General features: G+C 56.7%; 16 protein-coding genes. 13 read left to right on the top strand and 3 right to left on the bottom strand.

The window, feature by feature from the left end:
* Nucleotides 1–15: 15 nt before the first annotated feature.
* Entirely contained in the window at nucleotides 16–534 is a 519-nt protein-coding gene (gene fldB / locus AC6I8R_RS16715; RefSeq protein ID WP_021184617.1) for a flavodoxin FldB, read from the bottom strand.
* 102 nt (nucleotides 535–636) lie between these two features.
* Between fldB and xerD the strand changes: the two genes are divergently transcribed.
* The 12 genes from xerD (at nucleotide 637) to AC6I8R_RS16655 (ending at nucleotide 12,115) form a co-directional block, all read left to right on the top strand.
* Complete coding sequence (gene xerD / locus AC6I8R_RS16710; RefSeq protein ID WP_021184616.1) at nucleotides 637–1,530, top strand: site-specific tyrosine recombinase XerD; 894 nt, start codon at nucleotides 637–639, stop codon at nucleotides 1,528–1,530.
* A gap of 22 nt (nucleotides 1,531–1,552) precedes the next feature.
* Nucleotides 1,553–2,266, top strand: coding sequence for a bifunctional protein-disulfide isomerase/oxidoreductase DsbC (dsbC, locus tag AC6I8R_RS16705; protein WP_021184615.1), 714 nt, complete (start codon nucleotides 1,553–1,555; stop codon nucleotides 2,264–2,266).
* A gap of 6 nt (nucleotides 2,267–2,272) precedes the next feature.
* Entirely contained in the window at nucleotides 2,273–4,003 is a 1,731-nt protein-coding gene (recJ, locus tag AC6I8R_RS16700) for a single-stranded-DNA-specific exonuclease RecJ (protein ID WP_497832603.1), read from the top strand.
* A gap of 95 nt (nucleotides 4,004–4,098) precedes the next feature.
* Nucleotides 4,099–5,197, top strand: a protein-coding gene (gene prfB, locus AC6I8R_RS16695) for a peptide chain release factor 2 (RefSeq protein WP_152521887.1) whose coding sequence is annotated in 2 segments (ribosomal slippage) — nucleotides 4,099–4,173 and nucleotides 4,175–5,197 — 1,098 coding nt in all. Because the reading frame shifts where the segments join, the coding sequence is not laid out codon by codon here.
* A gap of 9 nt (nucleotides 5,198–5,206) precedes the next feature.
* Nucleotides 5,207–6,727, top strand: a complete 1,521-nt coding sequence (gene lysS, locus AC6I8R_RS16690) for a lysine--tRNA ligase (RefSeq protein WP_208723684.1) — start codon at nucleotides 5,207–5,209, stop codon at nucleotides 6,725–6,727.
* A gap of 191 nt (nucleotides 6,728–6,918) precedes the next feature.
* On the top strand, nucleotides 6,919–7,770 hold the full coding sequence (locus AC6I8R_RS16685; RefSeq protein ID WP_021184611.1) for a MurR/RpiR family transcriptional regulator: 852 nt from the start codon (nucleotides 6,919–6,921) through the stop codon (nucleotides 7,768–7,770).
* Nucleotides 7,771–8,011: 241 nt separating this feature from the next.
* Nucleotides 8,012–8,848, top strand: a complete 837-nt coding sequence (locus tag AC6I8R_RS16680; protein ID WP_036626570.1) for a transporter substrate-binding domain-containing protein — start codon at nucleotides 8,012–8,014, stop codon at nucleotides 8,846–8,848.
* Between the two features lie 2 nt (nucleotides 8,849–8,850).
* Nucleotides 8,851–9,483 carry a DUF1989 domain-containing protein gene (locus AC6I8R_RS16675; protein ID WP_021184609.1) on the top strand — a complete coding sequence of 211 codons (633 nt, stop codon included), beginning with the start codon at nucleotides 8,851–8,853 and terminating at the stop codon, nucleotides 9,481–9,483.
* A complete protein-coding gene (locus tag AC6I8R_RS16670) occupies nucleotides 9,467–10,114 on the top strand; it encodes an urea carboxylase-associated family protein (RefSeq protein WP_497832602.1) in 648 nt (215 codons plus the stop codon). Before AC6I8R_RS16675 ends, AC6I8R_RS16670 begins: the two co-directional genes overlap by 17 nt.
* Nucleotides 10,115–10,117: 3 nt before the next feature.
* On the top strand, nucleotides 10,118–10,768 hold the full coding sequence (locus AC6I8R_RS16665) for an amino acid ABC transporter permease (RefSeq protein WP_415175252.1): 651 nt from the start codon (nucleotides 10,118–10,120) through the stop codon (nucleotides 10,766–10,768).
* Nucleotides 10,768–11,433, top strand: coding sequence for an amino acid ABC transporter permease (locus AC6I8R_RS16660; RefSeq protein ID WP_415175251.1), 666 nt, complete (start codon nucleotides 10,768–10,770; stop codon nucleotides 11,431–11,433). Before AC6I8R_RS16665 ends, AC6I8R_RS16660 begins: the two co-directional genes overlap by 1 nt.
* A 13-nt stretch (nucleotides 11,434–11,446) precedes the next feature.
* Nucleotides 11,447–12,115, top strand: a complete 669-nt coding sequence (locus AC6I8R_RS16655; protein ID WP_208723689.1) for a DUF1989 domain-containing protein — start codon at nucleotides 11,447–11,449, stop codon at nucleotides 12,113–12,115.
* A 112-nt stretch (nucleotides 12,116–12,227) separates the two neighbouring features.
* On the opposite strand, the gene AC6I8R_RS16650 is transcribed toward AC6I8R_RS16655, so the two are convergent.
* Nucleotides 12,228–12,854, bottom strand: a complete 627-nt coding sequence (locus tag AC6I8R_RS16650; RefSeq protein ID WP_036626568.1) for a hypothetical protein — start codon at nucleotides 12,852–12,854, stop codon at nucleotides 12,228–12,230.
* 377 nt (nucleotides 12,855–13,231) lie between these two features.
* On the opposite strand from AC6I8R_RS16650, the gene AC6I8R_RS16645 reads away from it, so the two are divergent.
* Nucleotides 13,232–14,395, top strand: coding sequence for an MFS transporter (locus tag AC6I8R_RS16645; RefSeq protein ID WP_415175250.1), 1,164 nt, complete (start codon nucleotides 13,232–13,234; stop codon nucleotides 14,393–14,395).
* Here AC6I8R_RS16645 and AC6I8R_RS16640 read toward each other — a convergent pair.
* On the bottom strand, nucleotides 14,392–15,312 hold the full coding sequence (locus AC6I8R_RS16640; RefSeq protein ID WP_415175249.1) for a LysR family transcriptional regulator: 921 nt from the start codon (nucleotides 15,310–15,312) through the stop codon (nucleotides 14,392–14,394). The two genes, AC6I8R_RS16645 and AC6I8R_RS16640, sit on opposite strands and share 4 nt — an antisense overlap.
* Between the last annotated feature and the right edge of the window lie 18 nt (nucleotides 15,313–15,330).

Raw genomic sequence — 15,330 nt, 5'->3', positions numbered from 1 at the left:
CGTAGGAATCACGCGTTAAAGTAGCGCGGCGGTTTCCGTCAGAATCTGTTCGCACCACTGTTCGATGCGTTCATCACTCAGTTCAAACTGGTTCACATCATCAAGCGCCAGACCGACAAATTGTTTGCCATCGGCGGTTAACGGTTTCGGGCTGGTAAATTCGTAGCCCTCCAGCGGCCAGTAGCCGACAAACTGCACGCCCATCGGCTGCAACAACTCATGCAGCATACCCAGCGCGTCGAGAAACCATTCACTGTAGCCAATCATGTCACCCATGCCATAAAGGGCGACAATTTTTCCGCGCAGATTCAGCGCCGGGATTTGCGGCCAAATCGCTTCCCAATCCTCCTGCAACTCACCAAAGTCCCAGGTTGGGATACCGAGGATCAGCAAATCGTACTGCTCCATCAACGCTGGATCGTCATCTTTCAGGTTGTGCAGGGTGACTAATTCTTCACCAATAAAGTCGCGAATCTTCTCCGCGGTCATTTCGGTGTAGCAGGTACTTGAACCGTAAAACAGGCCGATATTCATGCAATTAATGCTCTGTCTGAGACTCACTCTGGCGCAATTGTACCAGAAGCAAGCGCTTTTCAGGCATAATGAGCACGATTTCACACCGGTTGGAGGGAGAAAGTGGCAGACAGCGACCTGATTGAACAGTTTCTGGATACGCTCTGGATTGAGCGCAATCTGGCACAAAATACCCTCGCATCCTATCGCCAGGATCTGCAAACTCTCACCGGCTGGCTGCATCATCATGAGCGCACGCTGCTGACGCTGGAAGCACTCGACTTGCAGCAGTTTCTGGCGGAACGGGTGGAGGGCGGTTATAAAGCCACCAGCTCAGCACGTACCCTGAGCGCCATCCGGCGGTTGTTTCAATATCTGTACCGTGAAAAGCTGCGTAGCGACGATCCCAGCGCACTGCTTTCCGCCCCGAAACTCCCGCAGCGCTTACCGAAGGATCTGAGTGAAAGCCAGGTAGAACGCCTGTTGCAGGCACCCTCGATTGAGATTCCGCTCGAACTGCGCGACAAAGCGATGCTGGAGCTACTCTACGCCACCGGTCTGCGCGTTTCTGAGCTGGTGGGGTTAACCCTGAGCGATGTCAGCCTGCGTCAGGGGGTGGTGCGGGTGATTGGTAAAGGCAACAAAGAGCGCCTTGTGCCAATGGGTGAAGAAGCGATTTACTGGATTGAGCATTATATGACGCATGGTCGTCCGTGGTTACTCAATGGCCAGACGCTGGATGTGCTATTCCCCAGCAATCGCGCGCAAAAGATGACTCGTCAGACGTTCTGGCACCGGATTAAGCACTACGCTTTGCTGGCCGGAATCGACAGCGAAAAACTGTCGCCGCATGTGTTGCGCCACGCTTTTGCGACACATCTATTGAACCACGGTGCCGATTTGCGCGTCGTACAGATGTTGTTAGGTCACAGCGACCTTTCCACTACCCAAATTTATACGCACGTTGCCACTGAGCGCTTGCGATTGTTACATCAACAGCATCATCCGCGCGCCTGAAACGCGGCAACAAGGAAATGAGATGAAAAAACAGTTAACGATGCTGGCTCTGCTGGTCAGCACCTTCTCCGGGCTGGTTCATGCCGATGACAGCGCCATCCAGCAGGCTTTGAAAAAGTTGGGACTGCAACAGACGGAAATTCAGCCGTCACCGCTGCCTGGTATCAAAACTGTGCTGACGGAGAGTGGCGTGTTGTACGTCACCGACGATGGTAAGCACATGATTCAGGGGCCGTTGTACGATGTCAGCGGTGCACAACCGGTGAACGTGACAAACCAGCTGCTGGAGAAGAAAGTCACGGCGCTGGAACCGCAAATGATTATCTACAAAGCGCCAAAACAACAACACGTTATCACCGTGTTTACCGACATCACCTGTGGTTATTGCCGCAAGCTGCATGAGCAAATGGCTGACTACAACGCGTTGGGCATCACCGTGCGTTACCTGGCGTTCCCGCGTGAAGGTCTGCATGGTCAGGTCGAAAAAGCGATGAAAGCCATCTGGTGCAGTGCCGATCGTAACAAACAGTTTGATGAGGCGATGAAAGGTAATGCGCCGCAGATGGATGCACCTGCGACCTGCAAAATCGATCTCGACCAGCAATATAAACTGGGCATCCTGTTTGGTATTCAGGGCACGCCTGCCATCCTGACCGACAGCGGCATGATGATCCCAGGTTATCAGGGGCCACAGGAGCTGAAGCAAGTGCTCGACGGCCAGAAAAGTGGCGGTTAATCCACAGTGATCCATTCTGTTGAACTGCGTCGGCGTGAACCCCATGCCGACGATACCTTGCCTGCCGATTTGCCGCCGCTGCTGCGGCGGCTCTACCTGCAACGTGGCGTGCGTGATGCCGCTGAACTCGAACGCGGTGCTAAACATCTGCTGCCGTGGCAAACGCTTGGTGGCATCGATGCTGCGGTGACGCTGCTGCATCAGATGCTGCGCGACGGTCGCCGCATTGTGGTGGTGGGCGATTTTGACGCCGATGGTGCCACCAGTACCGCGTTAACGGTGCTGGCGCTGCGCAGTCTCGGTGGCAACATCGACTACCTTGTCCCCAACCGTTTTGAAGATGGCTACGGCCTCAGCCCGGAAGTGGTGGAGCAGGCGCGGGCGCGCGGTGCCGAGATGATCCTCACGGTAGATAACGGCATTTCGTCGCATGCGGGCGTCGATACGGCGCATCAGCATGGCATCCCGGTGCTGGTCACCGATCACCACCTGCCGGGTGAAACGCTGCCTGCTGCCGAAGCCATTGTTAACCCAAATCTGAACGACAGCGATTTCCCCTCACGGGCGCTGGCGGGCGTGGGCGTCGCCTTCTATCTGATGCTGGCGTTGCGCGCGTACCTGCGTAAGCAAAACTGGTTTAGCGAGGGCCGGGCGGAACCGAATCTGGCGGAATGGCTTGATCTGGTAGCGCTGGGCACCGTGGCTGACGTGGTGCCGCTCGATGCCAACAACCGTATTCTGGTGTGGCAAGGCTTAAGCCGCATCCGCGCTGGGAAATGCCGCGCCGGTATTCGTGCGTTGCTGGAAATCGCCAATCGCGATGCGCGACAACTGGTGGCGAGCGATCTCGGTTTCGCCATCGGTCCCCGTCTCAATGCGGCGGGGCGTCTGGATGATATGTCGGTGGGCGTTGCCTTGTTGCTGACCGAAGACATCAGCGAAGCGCGCATGCTGGCCAACGAGCTGGACGCGTTGAATCAGACGCGTAAAGAGATCGAGCAGGGCATGAAAAGCGAAGCGCTGGCGTTGTGTGATGCGCTGGAGCGACAGCACACCGACTTGCCGCTCGGTCTGGCGTTCTACCATCCCGAGTGGCATCAGGGAGTGGTGGGGATTTTGGCTTCGCGCCTCAAGGAGCGTTTCCACCGCCCGGTGATCGCTTTCGCTCCGGCAGGGGACGGCACGCTGAAGGGCTCTGGCCGCTCGATTGCCGGGCTCCATCTGCGTGACGCGCTGGAACGTCTCGATACCCTGCATCCTGGCCTGATGATCAAATTCGGCGGTCACGCGATGGCTGCGGGTTTATCGTTGCAGGAAGACCGCTACGAAGAGTTTCGTCAGCGCTTTGCTGCGTTGATTGACGAATGGCTGGATGGCGAAGCGTTGCAGGGGGTAATCTGGTCAGATGGTGAATTGCGCGCGCAGGAGTTTTCGCTGCAAACCGCTGAGCTGCTGCGGGAAGCGGGACCCTGGGGCCAGGCATTCCCTGAACCGGTATTTGATGGCCGGTTTAAACTGCTGCAACAACGGCTGGTGGGCGAACGTCATTTGAAAGTGATGGTGGAGCCGATTGGCGGAGGTCCGTTGCTGGATGGCATCGCCTTTAACGTTGATACGACTTTGTGGCCGGACAGCAGCGTGCGCCAGGTTGAACTGGCCTACAAACTGGACATTAACGAGTATCGTGGCAACCGTTCGGTGCAGCTGATTATCGACCATCTGTGGCCGCTGGCATAAGCGGCCAGCAAAGCTATAAAGTGAACGCGCTTTCGGTTAAACTAGCGCGTTAGATTTTTCTCCTCTCACGAATCGTCAAAAAAGACTGAAAAGCCATGTTTGAAATCAACCCGGTCAAAAACCGTATTCAGGACCTCACCGAGCGCAGCGACGTTCTTAGGGGGTATCTTTGACTACGATGCCAAGAAAGAACGCCTCGAAGAAGTAAACGCCGAGCTGGAACAACCTGACGTCTGGAACGAACCTGAGCGTGCGCAAGCGCTGGGTAAAGAACGTTCGTCGTTAGAAATCATCGTCGGCACCCTGGACCAGATGTATCAGGGGCTGGAAGATGTGCAGGGCCTGCTGGAGCTGGCGGTTGAAGCCGACGACGAAGAAACCTTCAACGACACCATTGCCGAGCTGGACGTGCTGGAAACCAAGCTGGGTGAACTGGAATTCCGTCGTATGTTCTCCGGTGAATACGACAGCGCCGACTGCTACATCGACCTGCAAGCCGGTTCCGGCGGCACCGAAGCGCAGGACTGGGCCAGCATGCTGATGCGCATGTACCTGCGCTGGGCAGAAGCCAAAGGCTTCAAAACCGAGATTATTGAAGAGTCAGAAGGTGAAGTGGCCGGTCTGAAATCCGCCACCATTCGTGTTTCTGGCGAATATGCTTTCGGCTGGCTGCGTACCGAAACCGGCGTCCATCGCCTGGTGCGTAAGAGTCCGTTTGACTCGGGTGGCCGTCGTCACACCTCCTTCAGTTCTGCCTTTATCTATCCGGAAGTGGATGACGATATTGATATCGAAATCAACCCGGCAGATCTGCGTATTGACGTTTACCGTGCTTCGGGCGCGGGTGGTCAGCACGTTAACCGTACGGAATCTGCGGTACGTATCACCCACATTCCGACTGGCACCGTGACCCAGTGTCAGAACGATCGTTCGCAGCATAAGAACAAAGATCAGGCCATGAAGCAGATGAAAGCGAAGCTGTATGAGCTTGAGATGCAAAAGAAAAATGCTGAGAAACAGGCGGCGGAAGATAACAAATCTGACATCGGCTGGGGCAGCCAGATCCGTTCATACGTTCTCGATGATTCGCGCATCAAAGATCTGCGTACTGGCGTAGAAACGCGTAACACCCAGGCGGTGTTGGATGGCGATCTCGATCGTTTTATTGAAGCAAGTTTAAAAGCAGGGCTATAAGGAACCGACATGTCTGAACAACAACCGCAGAGCGCTGATGCCGCACTTGAGTTAAATAACGAACTGAAAACGCGTCGCGAAAAACTCAGCGCGCTGCGTGAAACCGGCGTGGCGTTTCCTAACGATTTTCGCCGTGACACCACCTCCGATCAGCTGCACGCCAGCTATGACGAAAAGAGCAACGAAGAGCTGGAAGACCTTGGCATCGAGGTCAGTGTTGCCGGTCGTATGATGACCCGCCGTATCATGGGCAAAGCGTCATTCATCACGTTGCAGGACGTCGGTGGCCGCATTCAGTTGTACGTGGCGCGCGATGATCTGGCGGAAGGCGTCTACAACGAGCAATTCAAGAAGTGGGATCTCGGCGATATCCTCGGCGCCCGCGGTAAGCTGTTCAAAACCAAAACCGGTGAGCTGTCAATCCACTGCTCAGAACTGCGTCTGCTGACCAAAGCGCTGCGTCCTCTGCCGGACAAATTCCACGGCCTGGCCGATCAGGAAACCCGTTATCGTCAGCGTTACCTGGACCTGATTGCCAACGACGAATCGCGTCACACCTTCCAGGTGCGTTCAAAAATCATGGCGGGCATTCGTCAGTTCATGGTTGGTCGCGACTTTATGGAAGTGGAAACCCCGATGATGCAGGTGATCCCGGGTGGTGCGTCAGCCCGTCCGTTTATCACCCATCACAATGCGCTCGACATCGATATGTACCTGCGTATTGCGCCGGAACTGTATCTGAAGCGTCTGGTGGTTGGCGGTTTTGATCGCGTTTTTGAGATCAACCGTAACTTCCGTAACGAAGGCATCTCTCCACGTCACAATCCAGAGTTCACCATGATGGAACTCTACATGGCGTATGCGGATTACAAAGATCTGATCGAGCTGACCGAAAGCCTGTTCCGTACCCTGGCGCAGGACGTTCTCGGCACCACGGAAGTCCCGTACGGTGAGAACACCTTCGATTTCGGCAAGCCGTTCGAAAAACTCACCATGCGCGAAGCGATCAAAAAGTACCGTCCGGAAACTGATCTGGCGGATCTGGATGATTTCGACAAAGCCGTGGCGATTGCCAACTCACTGCACATCAAAGTCGAGAAGAGCTGGGGTCTGGGCCGCGTGGTAACCGAGATCTTCGAAGAAACCGCCGAAGCGCATCTGATCCAGCCGACCTTCATCACCGAATATCCGGCAGAAGTGTCACCGCTGGCACGTCGTAACGACGAGAACCCGGAAATCACCGATCGCTTTGAATTCTTCATCGGTGGTCGTGAAATCGGTAACGGCTTCTCCGAGCTGAATGATGCGGAAGATCAGGCTGAGCGTTTCCTGCAACAGGTGAACGCTAAAGATGCCGGTGATGACGAAGCGATGTTCTATGACGAAGACTATGTCACCGCGCTGGAACATGGTCTGCCGCCAACTGCCGGTCTGGGTATTGGTATCGACCGTATGGTGATGTTGTTTACCAACAGCCACACCATTCGCGACGTAATCCTGTTCCCGGCGTTGCGCCCTTCAGGTAAATAATCACACCATCCGTAGCGGCGCGATTAATCGCGTAGTCCAGTGCACGATGTGGGAAACCCCGCGCGATAAATCGCGCCGCTACATCCGGAAAAGGTCGGCATTGATGCCGACCTTTTTTTTCCATTAAAAAATCCAGATGACAACCCGGCACGCTCTGTGCAGGATGGTTTTTTTATTTTCAGGGATCCACCATGAGTGCAAAAACGGCATCACTGGAAGGCCGGATTCGTCAGCACTGGGAGCAACTCTCCAGCCACGAACAGCGGCTGGCCGACGTACTGCTGGCAGCCCCAGGCCAGCTCGCCATGAATACCGCCACTGAACTGGCGCACAGCGCCGGGGTTTCCAAAGCCACCACCACGCGTTTTTTCCGCCACCTCGGTTATGAAAGCTACGAAGCCGCTCGCCGTCAGGCGCGTGATATGCAGAGCAGCGGTTCACCGCTTTATCTGCAAGCCGCACCCAGCGCTTCACCGCTCGACAGCATCATGCAGCAGCATCTGGAAAAAGAGATCGCCAATCTGGTGAACAGCTATCGCACGCTGGAGAGCAGCCAGTTGCAGGACGCGGTCAGCGCCATCGCCCGCGCACGGCGCGTGGTAGTGATGGGCTGGCGTCATAGCCAGACCATTGCGCAACTGATCTATCGCGATCTGATCCACGTTCACCCTGACGTACGCCTGCTGCCGCGTCCCGGCGATTCGCTGGCGGAGCATCTGGCATCACTGAATGAACAGGATGTGGTGATTTGCGTTGGCCTGCGTCGTCGTATGCCAGCGTTGGAGGCAGCGATGAATGCGCTGGCCGAGCGCCAGGTACCGATGCTGTATCTGGCCGATGTGCTGTCCGGTAAACCGGCCCGCCATGCGCAATGGGTGGTACGCTGCCACACCGACAGTAGCCTGATTTTTGACAGCACCGCTGCGCTCTCCGGCATCTGCAACTTGCTGTGCTCCCTGGTGGCGCGCGAGATGGGCAAAGCCAGCAACGATTACCTCGCCCAGGTTGAAGCGCTGCACCAATCCCTCGACGAACTCGAATAACGCCCCACGCTGGCGCATATTGCGCCCGCCATTGCACCGAAAAAGTGCACTGGCGGGCATCTCTCTTTTCAATCTATGAAACCACAGAAACGACTAATATAAATTAAGAAACAAATGTTTCTTTATGATTGTACAGGGAAAAGTGAGTTTCCCGACCCTGGTATGCGTGGTGTGTGAAAAATCTGGCACAAAATATGCTCAGAAGAAAAAGACATTTCACCAACACCAGGGAAACACCATAATGAAAAAAACCGCTTGGCTCATCGCCGCACTTTTATCTGTTGGATCGCTGGCACAGGCGCAAGCCGATACGCTGGCCGATATCAAAAGCAGCGGCAAAATCACCGTCGGTATCGACCCGACATTTCCTCCGTATGAGTACACCGACGACAGCGGCGCGATCACCGGCTACAGCGTGGCGATCATGCAATCCTTCGCCAAAGATCTCGGCGTGAAACTGGAGTTTCAGAAAACCGCCTTCAGCGGCATTTTGCCGGGCCTGATTTCCGGTTCGTTTAACGCCGAAGGTTCCTCCCTCAACGTCACCGCCGAACGGGCGAAAAAAGTGCTGTTCACCGTGCCCTACAGCAAAACCGTCAATGGCGTGTTGGTGCGCGAAGATGAAGCCAAAACCTTTAGCGGCAAAACCCTCAGCCCGGAAAGCCTGTCCGGCCTGCGCGGTGCCGTGAAAAGCGCCAGCGTGCCAGAACAATTGTTGAAAGGCTTTAACGACGAGCTGAAAAAAGCCGGTAAGAAACCGATCACCATCATCAGCGTCGATTCGCTGGATCAAACCGTCAGCACCCTGATGACCAAACGCGCGGATTTCGTCTACGACGATATCTCCGTGCTGGCACCGGTGGTGAAGAAGTACCCGAGCAAAGTGGCGCAGGTCGGAGAAGTCGGTCCGTCACAATGGATGGGCTGGGCAACGCGTAAAGAAGACGGCAGCCTGAACAAGGCCCTGAGCGACCACATTCTGGCGATGCAGAAAGATGGCGAGCTGACCAAACTGCAACAGCAGTACCTCGGCACCACCTTTACCGTACCGGCCAGCGATTTCATTCCCCAGGAGTAATTATGTGTCAGTCAACCCTGACGGTCCCGGCGGGCCACGGCAAAACCTTCCGTGTGCGCAAAGGGCAGTTTATTACCGTCATTGATAGCGAAGGGCAGCAGGCCGCGGATTTTGTCGCGGTCAATGCCGACGACCTGAACGAAAAGCTGTCGCCAGTCCATACCCGTCAGCATCTGCGTTCGCTGTTTTTCAAACCGGGTGATGCGTTGTGGTCGAGCGAGAACCGTCCCCTGTTGCGCATCGTTGCCGACACCATCGGCATTCACGATGCCAACGTGCCGGCCTGCGATCGCACCCGCTTCAGTGTGGATTTCGGCGTCGAAGGTCATCGCAACTGCGTGGATAACCTGCTGGAAGGTATGAAGGCCTATGGCGTGACCTATTTCAGCCTGCCGGAGCCGTTCAACCTGTTCCAGAACGGTCCGGTCACTGCCGATGGCCGTATGGAGGTGACCGACCCCCACAGCAAAGCGGGCGACAGCATCACCTTTGAAGCACTGTGCGACCTGATTTGCTCCGTCTCTTCCTGCCCGCAGGACATCATTCCGGGCAATGGTTTACAGGTGACGCCCATCGATATTCGCGTTAGCGATCACTACCACGCCGAGGAGAAGTCGCATGCTGTTAATGCGTGAGAGTTATGAAGAAACCGCGGTGCGCACCCTCGCAGCACCGATTGAGGTCGCCGCGGGAGGTGTGGCGTCGATTCGTGTGCTGCGTGGTCAACTGCTGCGTATCACTGCGCTGGGTGAAGGGGCGGTCGCGTCGTTGTTCGGTTTTAGCCTGCAAGACCCGGCGGTGTGGCTGTCGGTGCATCATACCCGCGTATTCAGCAACAGCTACCTGTTGGGTTCCGGGATGCGCCTGGTCAACAACCGTCGTCGTCCGATGATGGTGTTGGGCAAAGATAGCGTCAAACGTCACGACCTGCTGCTGCCCGGTTCCACCACGGCGTTTCTGGCAGAGCGAGGCTACGGCGGCGAAGGCTGTATCGAAGCGGTCAGCGGCGAACTGGCGCGTCTGGGCATGACGGTGCCGAAACTGCCGGACCCGATCAACCTGTTTATGCATGTCAAACTGACGCGTGAAGGCGACATCCTGCCGGAACAAAACCTTACCCAGCCAGGTGACAGCATTACCTGTCGCGTGGTGATGGACACGCGTTTCATCGTTTCCGCCTGCAATACCGGCATTGAGGGGAATGACAAGCCCGCACCGCTGCGGTTGTCAGTGGCGGAAAACCTGACGGATTTTAACGCGGAGTAAGCAATGGGGCTGGATCAACAGGTAATAGCCGCGCTGCCGGAACTGGGGCACGGTCTGCTGATGACGCTGGTGCTGACGGTACTGGCGTCAATGGTGAGCGTAGTGATGGGGCAGCTTGGCTGTTTCCTGCAACTGCGCCGTGCCTGGATCTGGCGCTTTATTGGCCGTCTCTACGTGAGCCTGATGCGTGGCACCCCGGCCATTGTTCAGCTGTTTGTGGTGTTTTTTACTCTACCGCGCCTGGGGCTGGGTGGTCAGCCGATGCTTGCAGCTGTGGTGGCGATTGGTCTGAACAGTGGTGCGTACGTGGCGGAAATCCTGCGCGTTAACCGCAGTCTGGTAACGCGCGGTCAGCTGGAGGCCGCCCGGACGCTGGGGTTAAGCCGCGCGCTGACCTGGTGGTATGTCATCAATCCCCAGGTCATGCGCGCCAGCCTGCCAATGCTGGTGAATGAATTCACCATTTTGCTGAAAACCACTCCGCTGGCCTCGGTGGTGGCGCTGACGGAACTGACCTATGCCGGTCAGATCGTTATCGCCCGCACTTATGATGCGACTCAGGTGTTGCTGTTGGTGGCAGCGGGGTATCTGTTAATTGCTTTGCCACTGATTAGCGCGGCACGGCGACTGGAAGCGAAACGGAGGCTGGCATAATGGATTGGCAAGCGATTGTGACTTCATTGCCGTCGTTAGGTGACGGCCTGATTGCCACTCTGCAACTGTGTGCGGTGGCGGCCCTCTGTTCCTTACTGTGGGGGATGTTGATGGCGTGGATGCTGATGCGCGCCTCGCCGTTCTGGCTAAAAATTCTCAACCTCTACAGCGGGTTAACCCTGGCGCTGCCCTTGCTGGTGGTGATCTATCTGCTCTATTTCGTGCTGCCGGAGTATGACATCACCCTCTCTTCACCGGTAGTTGGGGTGCTGGCGTTAACGCTCTACTACGCCCCTTACATCGCGCAGGTCATCCGCGCCGCGATTGCCGCGCTGCCGCAAGGCCAGTGGGAGGCGTGCCGCGTACTCGGTCTTAGCCGCAGCGAGCAACTGCGTGATGTGGTACTGCCGCAGACGCTGCCGCAAATGTTATCGCCGCTGGTGGGGTTAACCATTGGTTTGATTAAAGACTCTGCGCTGTTGTCGATTGTTTCGGTGCAGGAGTTTATGTACGCCGCCAAACAGGCAATTTCTGATACCTACGCGCCGCTGGAGATCTACCTGACGGTAGCACTCTGCTACTGGCTGCTGAACAGCTTGATTGACTGGCTGGCGCGTTGTCTTGAATCCCGCATGACGCGCTATCGTCGCGGCATGCAGCATTAATCTGGAGAACAACATGTCAGCTGAATTTCAGCAACGCGCGATCGTCACTATCCCGGCGCGCTACGGTAAAGCCGTTCGTCTCAACAAGGGCGAAGCGGTACAGGTGATCAACCTGCATGGCACCCAGGTGGTGGATTGCTGGGCTTATAACGCGGAAGACGTGAGCGAGTATATGTGTATGGAGGCGACGCGTGTCTGGAACCAGCGCCTCAACCCAAAGGTGGGCGATAGCTTTATCACCAGCCAGCGCCACCCGATTCTGACGCTGGTGGCTGACACCTCGCCAGGCGTGCACGACACCTTTATGGCCGCCTGCGATGCCCGCCGTTATGAACTGCTGGGCTGCACCGAACCGCACCGCAACTGTCACGATAACCTGCATGAAGGGCTGGCAGAGCTGGGGGTGACACTGCCGCACGGCAATCTGGCGTCGTTCAATATCTTTATGAATATTCAGGTACAACCAGATGGCATCACCCTGAAGACGCTGCCGGTGGTGACCAAACCGGGCGATTACATTGTGCTGCGCGCCGAAATGGATTGTTTTGTGGCGTTCTCGGCCTGCCCGCAGGATATCGTCAGTATTCAGGGGCAGGGCGATAACACGCCGCGCGACGCGGAGTTGCGCATTCTGACCAGCGGTTTCCCGCAGGTGAAATTACAGGGGCCGTGGGTGCCCTGACCCTCACCCTAACCCTCTCCCGCCAGCGGGAGAGGGGACCGATCGAGCATATGGCACGCTCCCCCTCTCCCGTCTTGCGGGAGAGGGCCGGGGTGAGGGCAACAGGCCGCACTTACGACTTCATCACCCCATCCAGCCACTTCTGGAAGCGTCCATAAGGCACGTACAGCGCCACATCCTTGTACAACGTCTTCCCACTGTGGTTGTCGTTAATCCGGCTGCTGTAGCCCACGATAACCCCGGCCAGGGTATTGTCGCTGGCGTTGTACACCGCGCCGCCAGACATGCCTTTCACCACGCCAGCATTGGCGGCAACCACCACGCAACTGGCTTTATTCCAGTCATTTACCAGCGTGGTATTGATCAGATTCTGCCCGTTGGACGCCACCGGCAGCGCGGTAATAAAGCTGTAGCCGTAGAGATTGACGTCGTCGCCAATCCGGCCATTGCGAAAATGCGGAGGCAGATTCGCCTCATCATTTTTGTGATATACCACGGCGAGATCGCATTCCGGGTGCCATGCCTTCACTCGATACAATGAGTATTTCGCCACATGGGCAGCCGTCAGGCTGTATTCAGGGGTGAGCGGGATAACGCTGCCCAGCGAACCGACACCCAGCACTGTCGGAATACCGGTGAAGGTCATATCGACCCGTTTTTCTGCTTCTTTACTGTACTCGTAGTGTCCGACAGAACAGCCACTCAGGCAGCCGATCGTTAAGGCCATGAGCCATCGCATACGCTCTCCCCTTTGAAGAATGACGAGACATTACCAGGCAATCCATTGGGGTATCGGCAACGCGTAAATTTCCTTTAAGGAGTGGATCGCCGTCAAAATGAGAGGGTGATCACAACCAGTGTTCAAGAATAGCGTGAAAAATCAGCTTCGTGAGAGAAATGGGAAAAGGCCTAATTGCAAAAGGTCCATTAACAGATGTGAACAATTATTGCGGTGACGGCAAAATATCCTTGCTGCAACCGGGGTGTATGCCCGAAGGTGGCTATGCTTTAATACTCAATGTGACGCAGTTCAAAAATTTATAAGCGTCCGCTGTAACCATTCCACGTTCGTGGGGTGGCCCGCCTGCAAAATTATCGTTATTGGGAGAGTGTGTTATGCCTGTTGCATTACTGGCGCTGGCGCTGAGTGCGTTCGCCATCGGCACCACGGAATTTGTCATCATGGGATTGCTACCGGAAGTGGCGGGCGATCTCCAGGTGTCGATTCCCTCTGCGGGATGGCTGATCAGTGGCTATGCGCTGGGTGTCGCCATTGGCGCGCCAATTATGGCGCTACTGACCGCCAAACTGCCGCGTAAACGTACTCTGGTACTGCTGATGAGCATCTTTATCATCGGCAACGTATTGTGCGCGCTGGCCTACAGCTACGATCTGCTGATGATGGCGCGTATCGTCACCGCGCTGTGCCACGGTGCATTTTTTGGTATCGGTTCAGTGGTGGCGGCCAGCCTGGTTGCGCCGAGTCGTCAGGCATCGGCTGTCGCCCTGATGTTCACCGGCCTGACGCTGGCAAACGTACTGGGCGTACCTTTAGGCACCTGGTTTGGTCAGATGTTTGGTTGGCGCGCCACCTTCTGGGGTGTAGCGATTATCGGCATCCTTGCGTTTGTCGCGTTGATTGTCAGCCTGCCGACCAACAAAGAAGAGAAACCGGTGCATCTGGCAAGTGAAGTCAGTGCGCTGGCGAATGGCAAGCTGTGGTTGTCGCTGCTGATGACGGTGTGCTTTGCCGCTGCCATGTTCGCGTTGTTCAGCTACATTGCGCCGCTGTTGTTGCAGGTCACCGGCATCAGCGATCGTGGCGTGAGCTGGACGTTGTTCCTGATTGGCGCGGGCCTGACGGTCGGTAACATCCTCGGCGGCAAGCTGGCCGACTGGAAAGTCTCTTTCAGCCTGGTCCTCAGCTTCTCACTGATTGCGCTGTTTTCACTGCTGTTTAGCTGGACCAGCCATGCGCTGTGGCTGGCCGAGATTACGCTGTTCCTGTGGGCGATGGCGACCTTCGCCACCGTACCGGGTCTGCAAATTAACGTGGTACGTCATGGCAAAGATGCCCCCAACCTGGTGTCGACGCTGAACATCTCCGCGTTTAACGTTGGCAATGCGCTCGGTGCCTGGGTTGGCGGTGCGGTGATCGACAAAGGCTACGGCCTGACGGCAGTGCCGGTCGCGGCAGCGGCGCTGGCGGCGATTGGTCTGATTGTTTGCCTGATCACCTTCCGTAAATCCGGCGGGCAGGGCGAGGCGGTGCGCGCTTAAACCAGACGCTCGGCAATGCGCTGGGGGAACGCCGCGACCTGTTGTTGCAGATGGTCGCAGAAGTGGTCCACCAGCGCAGAAGCCGGGCGATGCTGCGGCCGTACCAGGCTGATGGTGAATGGCACCGCAATGCTGAAGCGTCGCATCACCACGCCGCTGTCGGCGTAATCCAGCGCCGTCAGCGGGTTAACAATCGAAACCCCCACGCCCGCGCGTACCATCGCGCACACCGATGCGGCGCTATGCGTCTCCAGCACCAACCGCCGTTCAACCCCCTGCTCATGAAACAACGAATCCAGTAGCTGGCGATAACTATCGCTACGCGACAGGCTGACATAGTTCTCGCCCTGGAAATCTTGCGGCGTCAGCACCGCGCGCTGACACAGTGGATGCTGCGGCGGCAGTACGCATACCTCATCGCAGGTCAGCAGTGCAACGCGTTCGGTGCCAGCCGGAGCGTGCTGGGTTTCCGTCAGGCCCAGATCGTAACGCTGCGCCGACAGCCACTCCTCCAGCAACGGCGACTCCTGCGGGATGATGTTCATACTGACCTGGGGATAGCGTTGCAAAAACGGTTGGCACAGTGGTGGCAGCAGCGACTGGGAAAACACCGGCAGACAGGCGATGGAGAGTTCGCCCTGACGGAACTGACGCAGGCCGTCGGCGGCATCCATGATGCGATCCAGCCCGTACCACGAGCGTTGCACCTCTTCAAACAGGCGTAATCCCTGTACCGTGGGTTGTAACCGACCACGCACACGTTCAAACAGTTGCAGGCCAAGCTGCTGTTCCAGCCGCGCCAGCTCTCGGCTGACGGTAGGCTGCGAGGTATGCAGCAGCGTGGCCGCCTGCGTCAGGTTGCCGCTGGTCATCACCGCATGGAAAATTTCGATATGTCGCCAGTTAATCTTTGCCATCACGCCCTCCGTTCAATC

The sequence above is a fragment of the Pantoea sp. X-Soil-OKNW-713 genome (genome assembly GCF_059730685.1).
The sequence above is the reverse complement of the archived record's forward strand: the minus strand, read 5'-3'. Positions and strand labels throughout refer to the sequence as shown.

Coding starts and splice junctions, on each gene's coding strand:
- fldB (WP_021184617.1), bottom strand. CDS start 534: ATGAATATCGGCCTGTTTTACGGTTCAAGTACCTGCTACACCGAAATG.
- dsbC (WP_021184615.1), top strand. CDS start 1,553: ATGAAAAAACAGTTAACGATGCTGGCTCTGCTGGTCAGCACCTTCTCC.
- lysS (WP_208723684.1), top strand. CDS start 5,207: ATGTCTGAACAACAACCGCAGAGCGCTGATGCCGCACTTGAGTTAAAT.
- AC6I8R_RS16685 (WP_021184611.1), top strand. CDS start 6,919: ATGAGTGCAAAAACGGCATCACTGGAAGGCCGGATTCGTCAGCACTGG.
- AC6I8R_RS16680 (WP_036626570.1), top strand. CDS start 8,012: ATGAAAAAAACCGCTTGGCTCATCGCCGCACTTTTATCTGTTGGATCG.
- AC6I8R_RS16675 (WP_021184609.1), top strand. CDS start 8,851: ATGTGTCAGTCAACCCTGACGGTCCCGGCGGGCCACGGCAAAACCTTC.
- AC6I8R_RS16670 (WP_497832602.1), top strand. CDS start 9,467: ATGCTGTTAATGCGTGAGAGTTATGAAGAAACCGCGGTGCGCACCCTC.
- AC6I8R_RS16665 (WP_415175252.1), top strand. CDS start 10,118: ATGGGGCTGGATCAACAGGTAATAGCCGCGCTGCCGGAACTGGGGCAC.
- AC6I8R_RS16660 (WP_415175251.1), top strand. CDS start 10,768: ATGGATTGGCAAGCGATTGTGACTTCATTGCCGTCGTTAGGTGACGGC.
- AC6I8R_RS16655 (WP_208723689.1), top strand. CDS start 11,447: ATGTCAGCTGAATTTCAGCAACGCGCGATCGTCACTATCCCGGCGCGC.
- AC6I8R_RS16650 (WP_036626568.1), bottom strand. CDS start 12,854: ATGCGATGGCTCATGGCCTTAACGATCGGCTGCCTGAGTGGCTGTTCT.
- AC6I8R_RS16645 (WP_415175250.1), top strand. CDS start 13,232: ATGCCTGTTGCATTACTGGCGCTGGCGCTGAGTGCGTTCGCCATCGGC.
- AC6I8R_RS16640 (WP_415175249.1), bottom strand. CDS start 15,312: ATGGCAAAGATTAACTGGCGACATATCGAAATTTTCCATGCGGTGATG.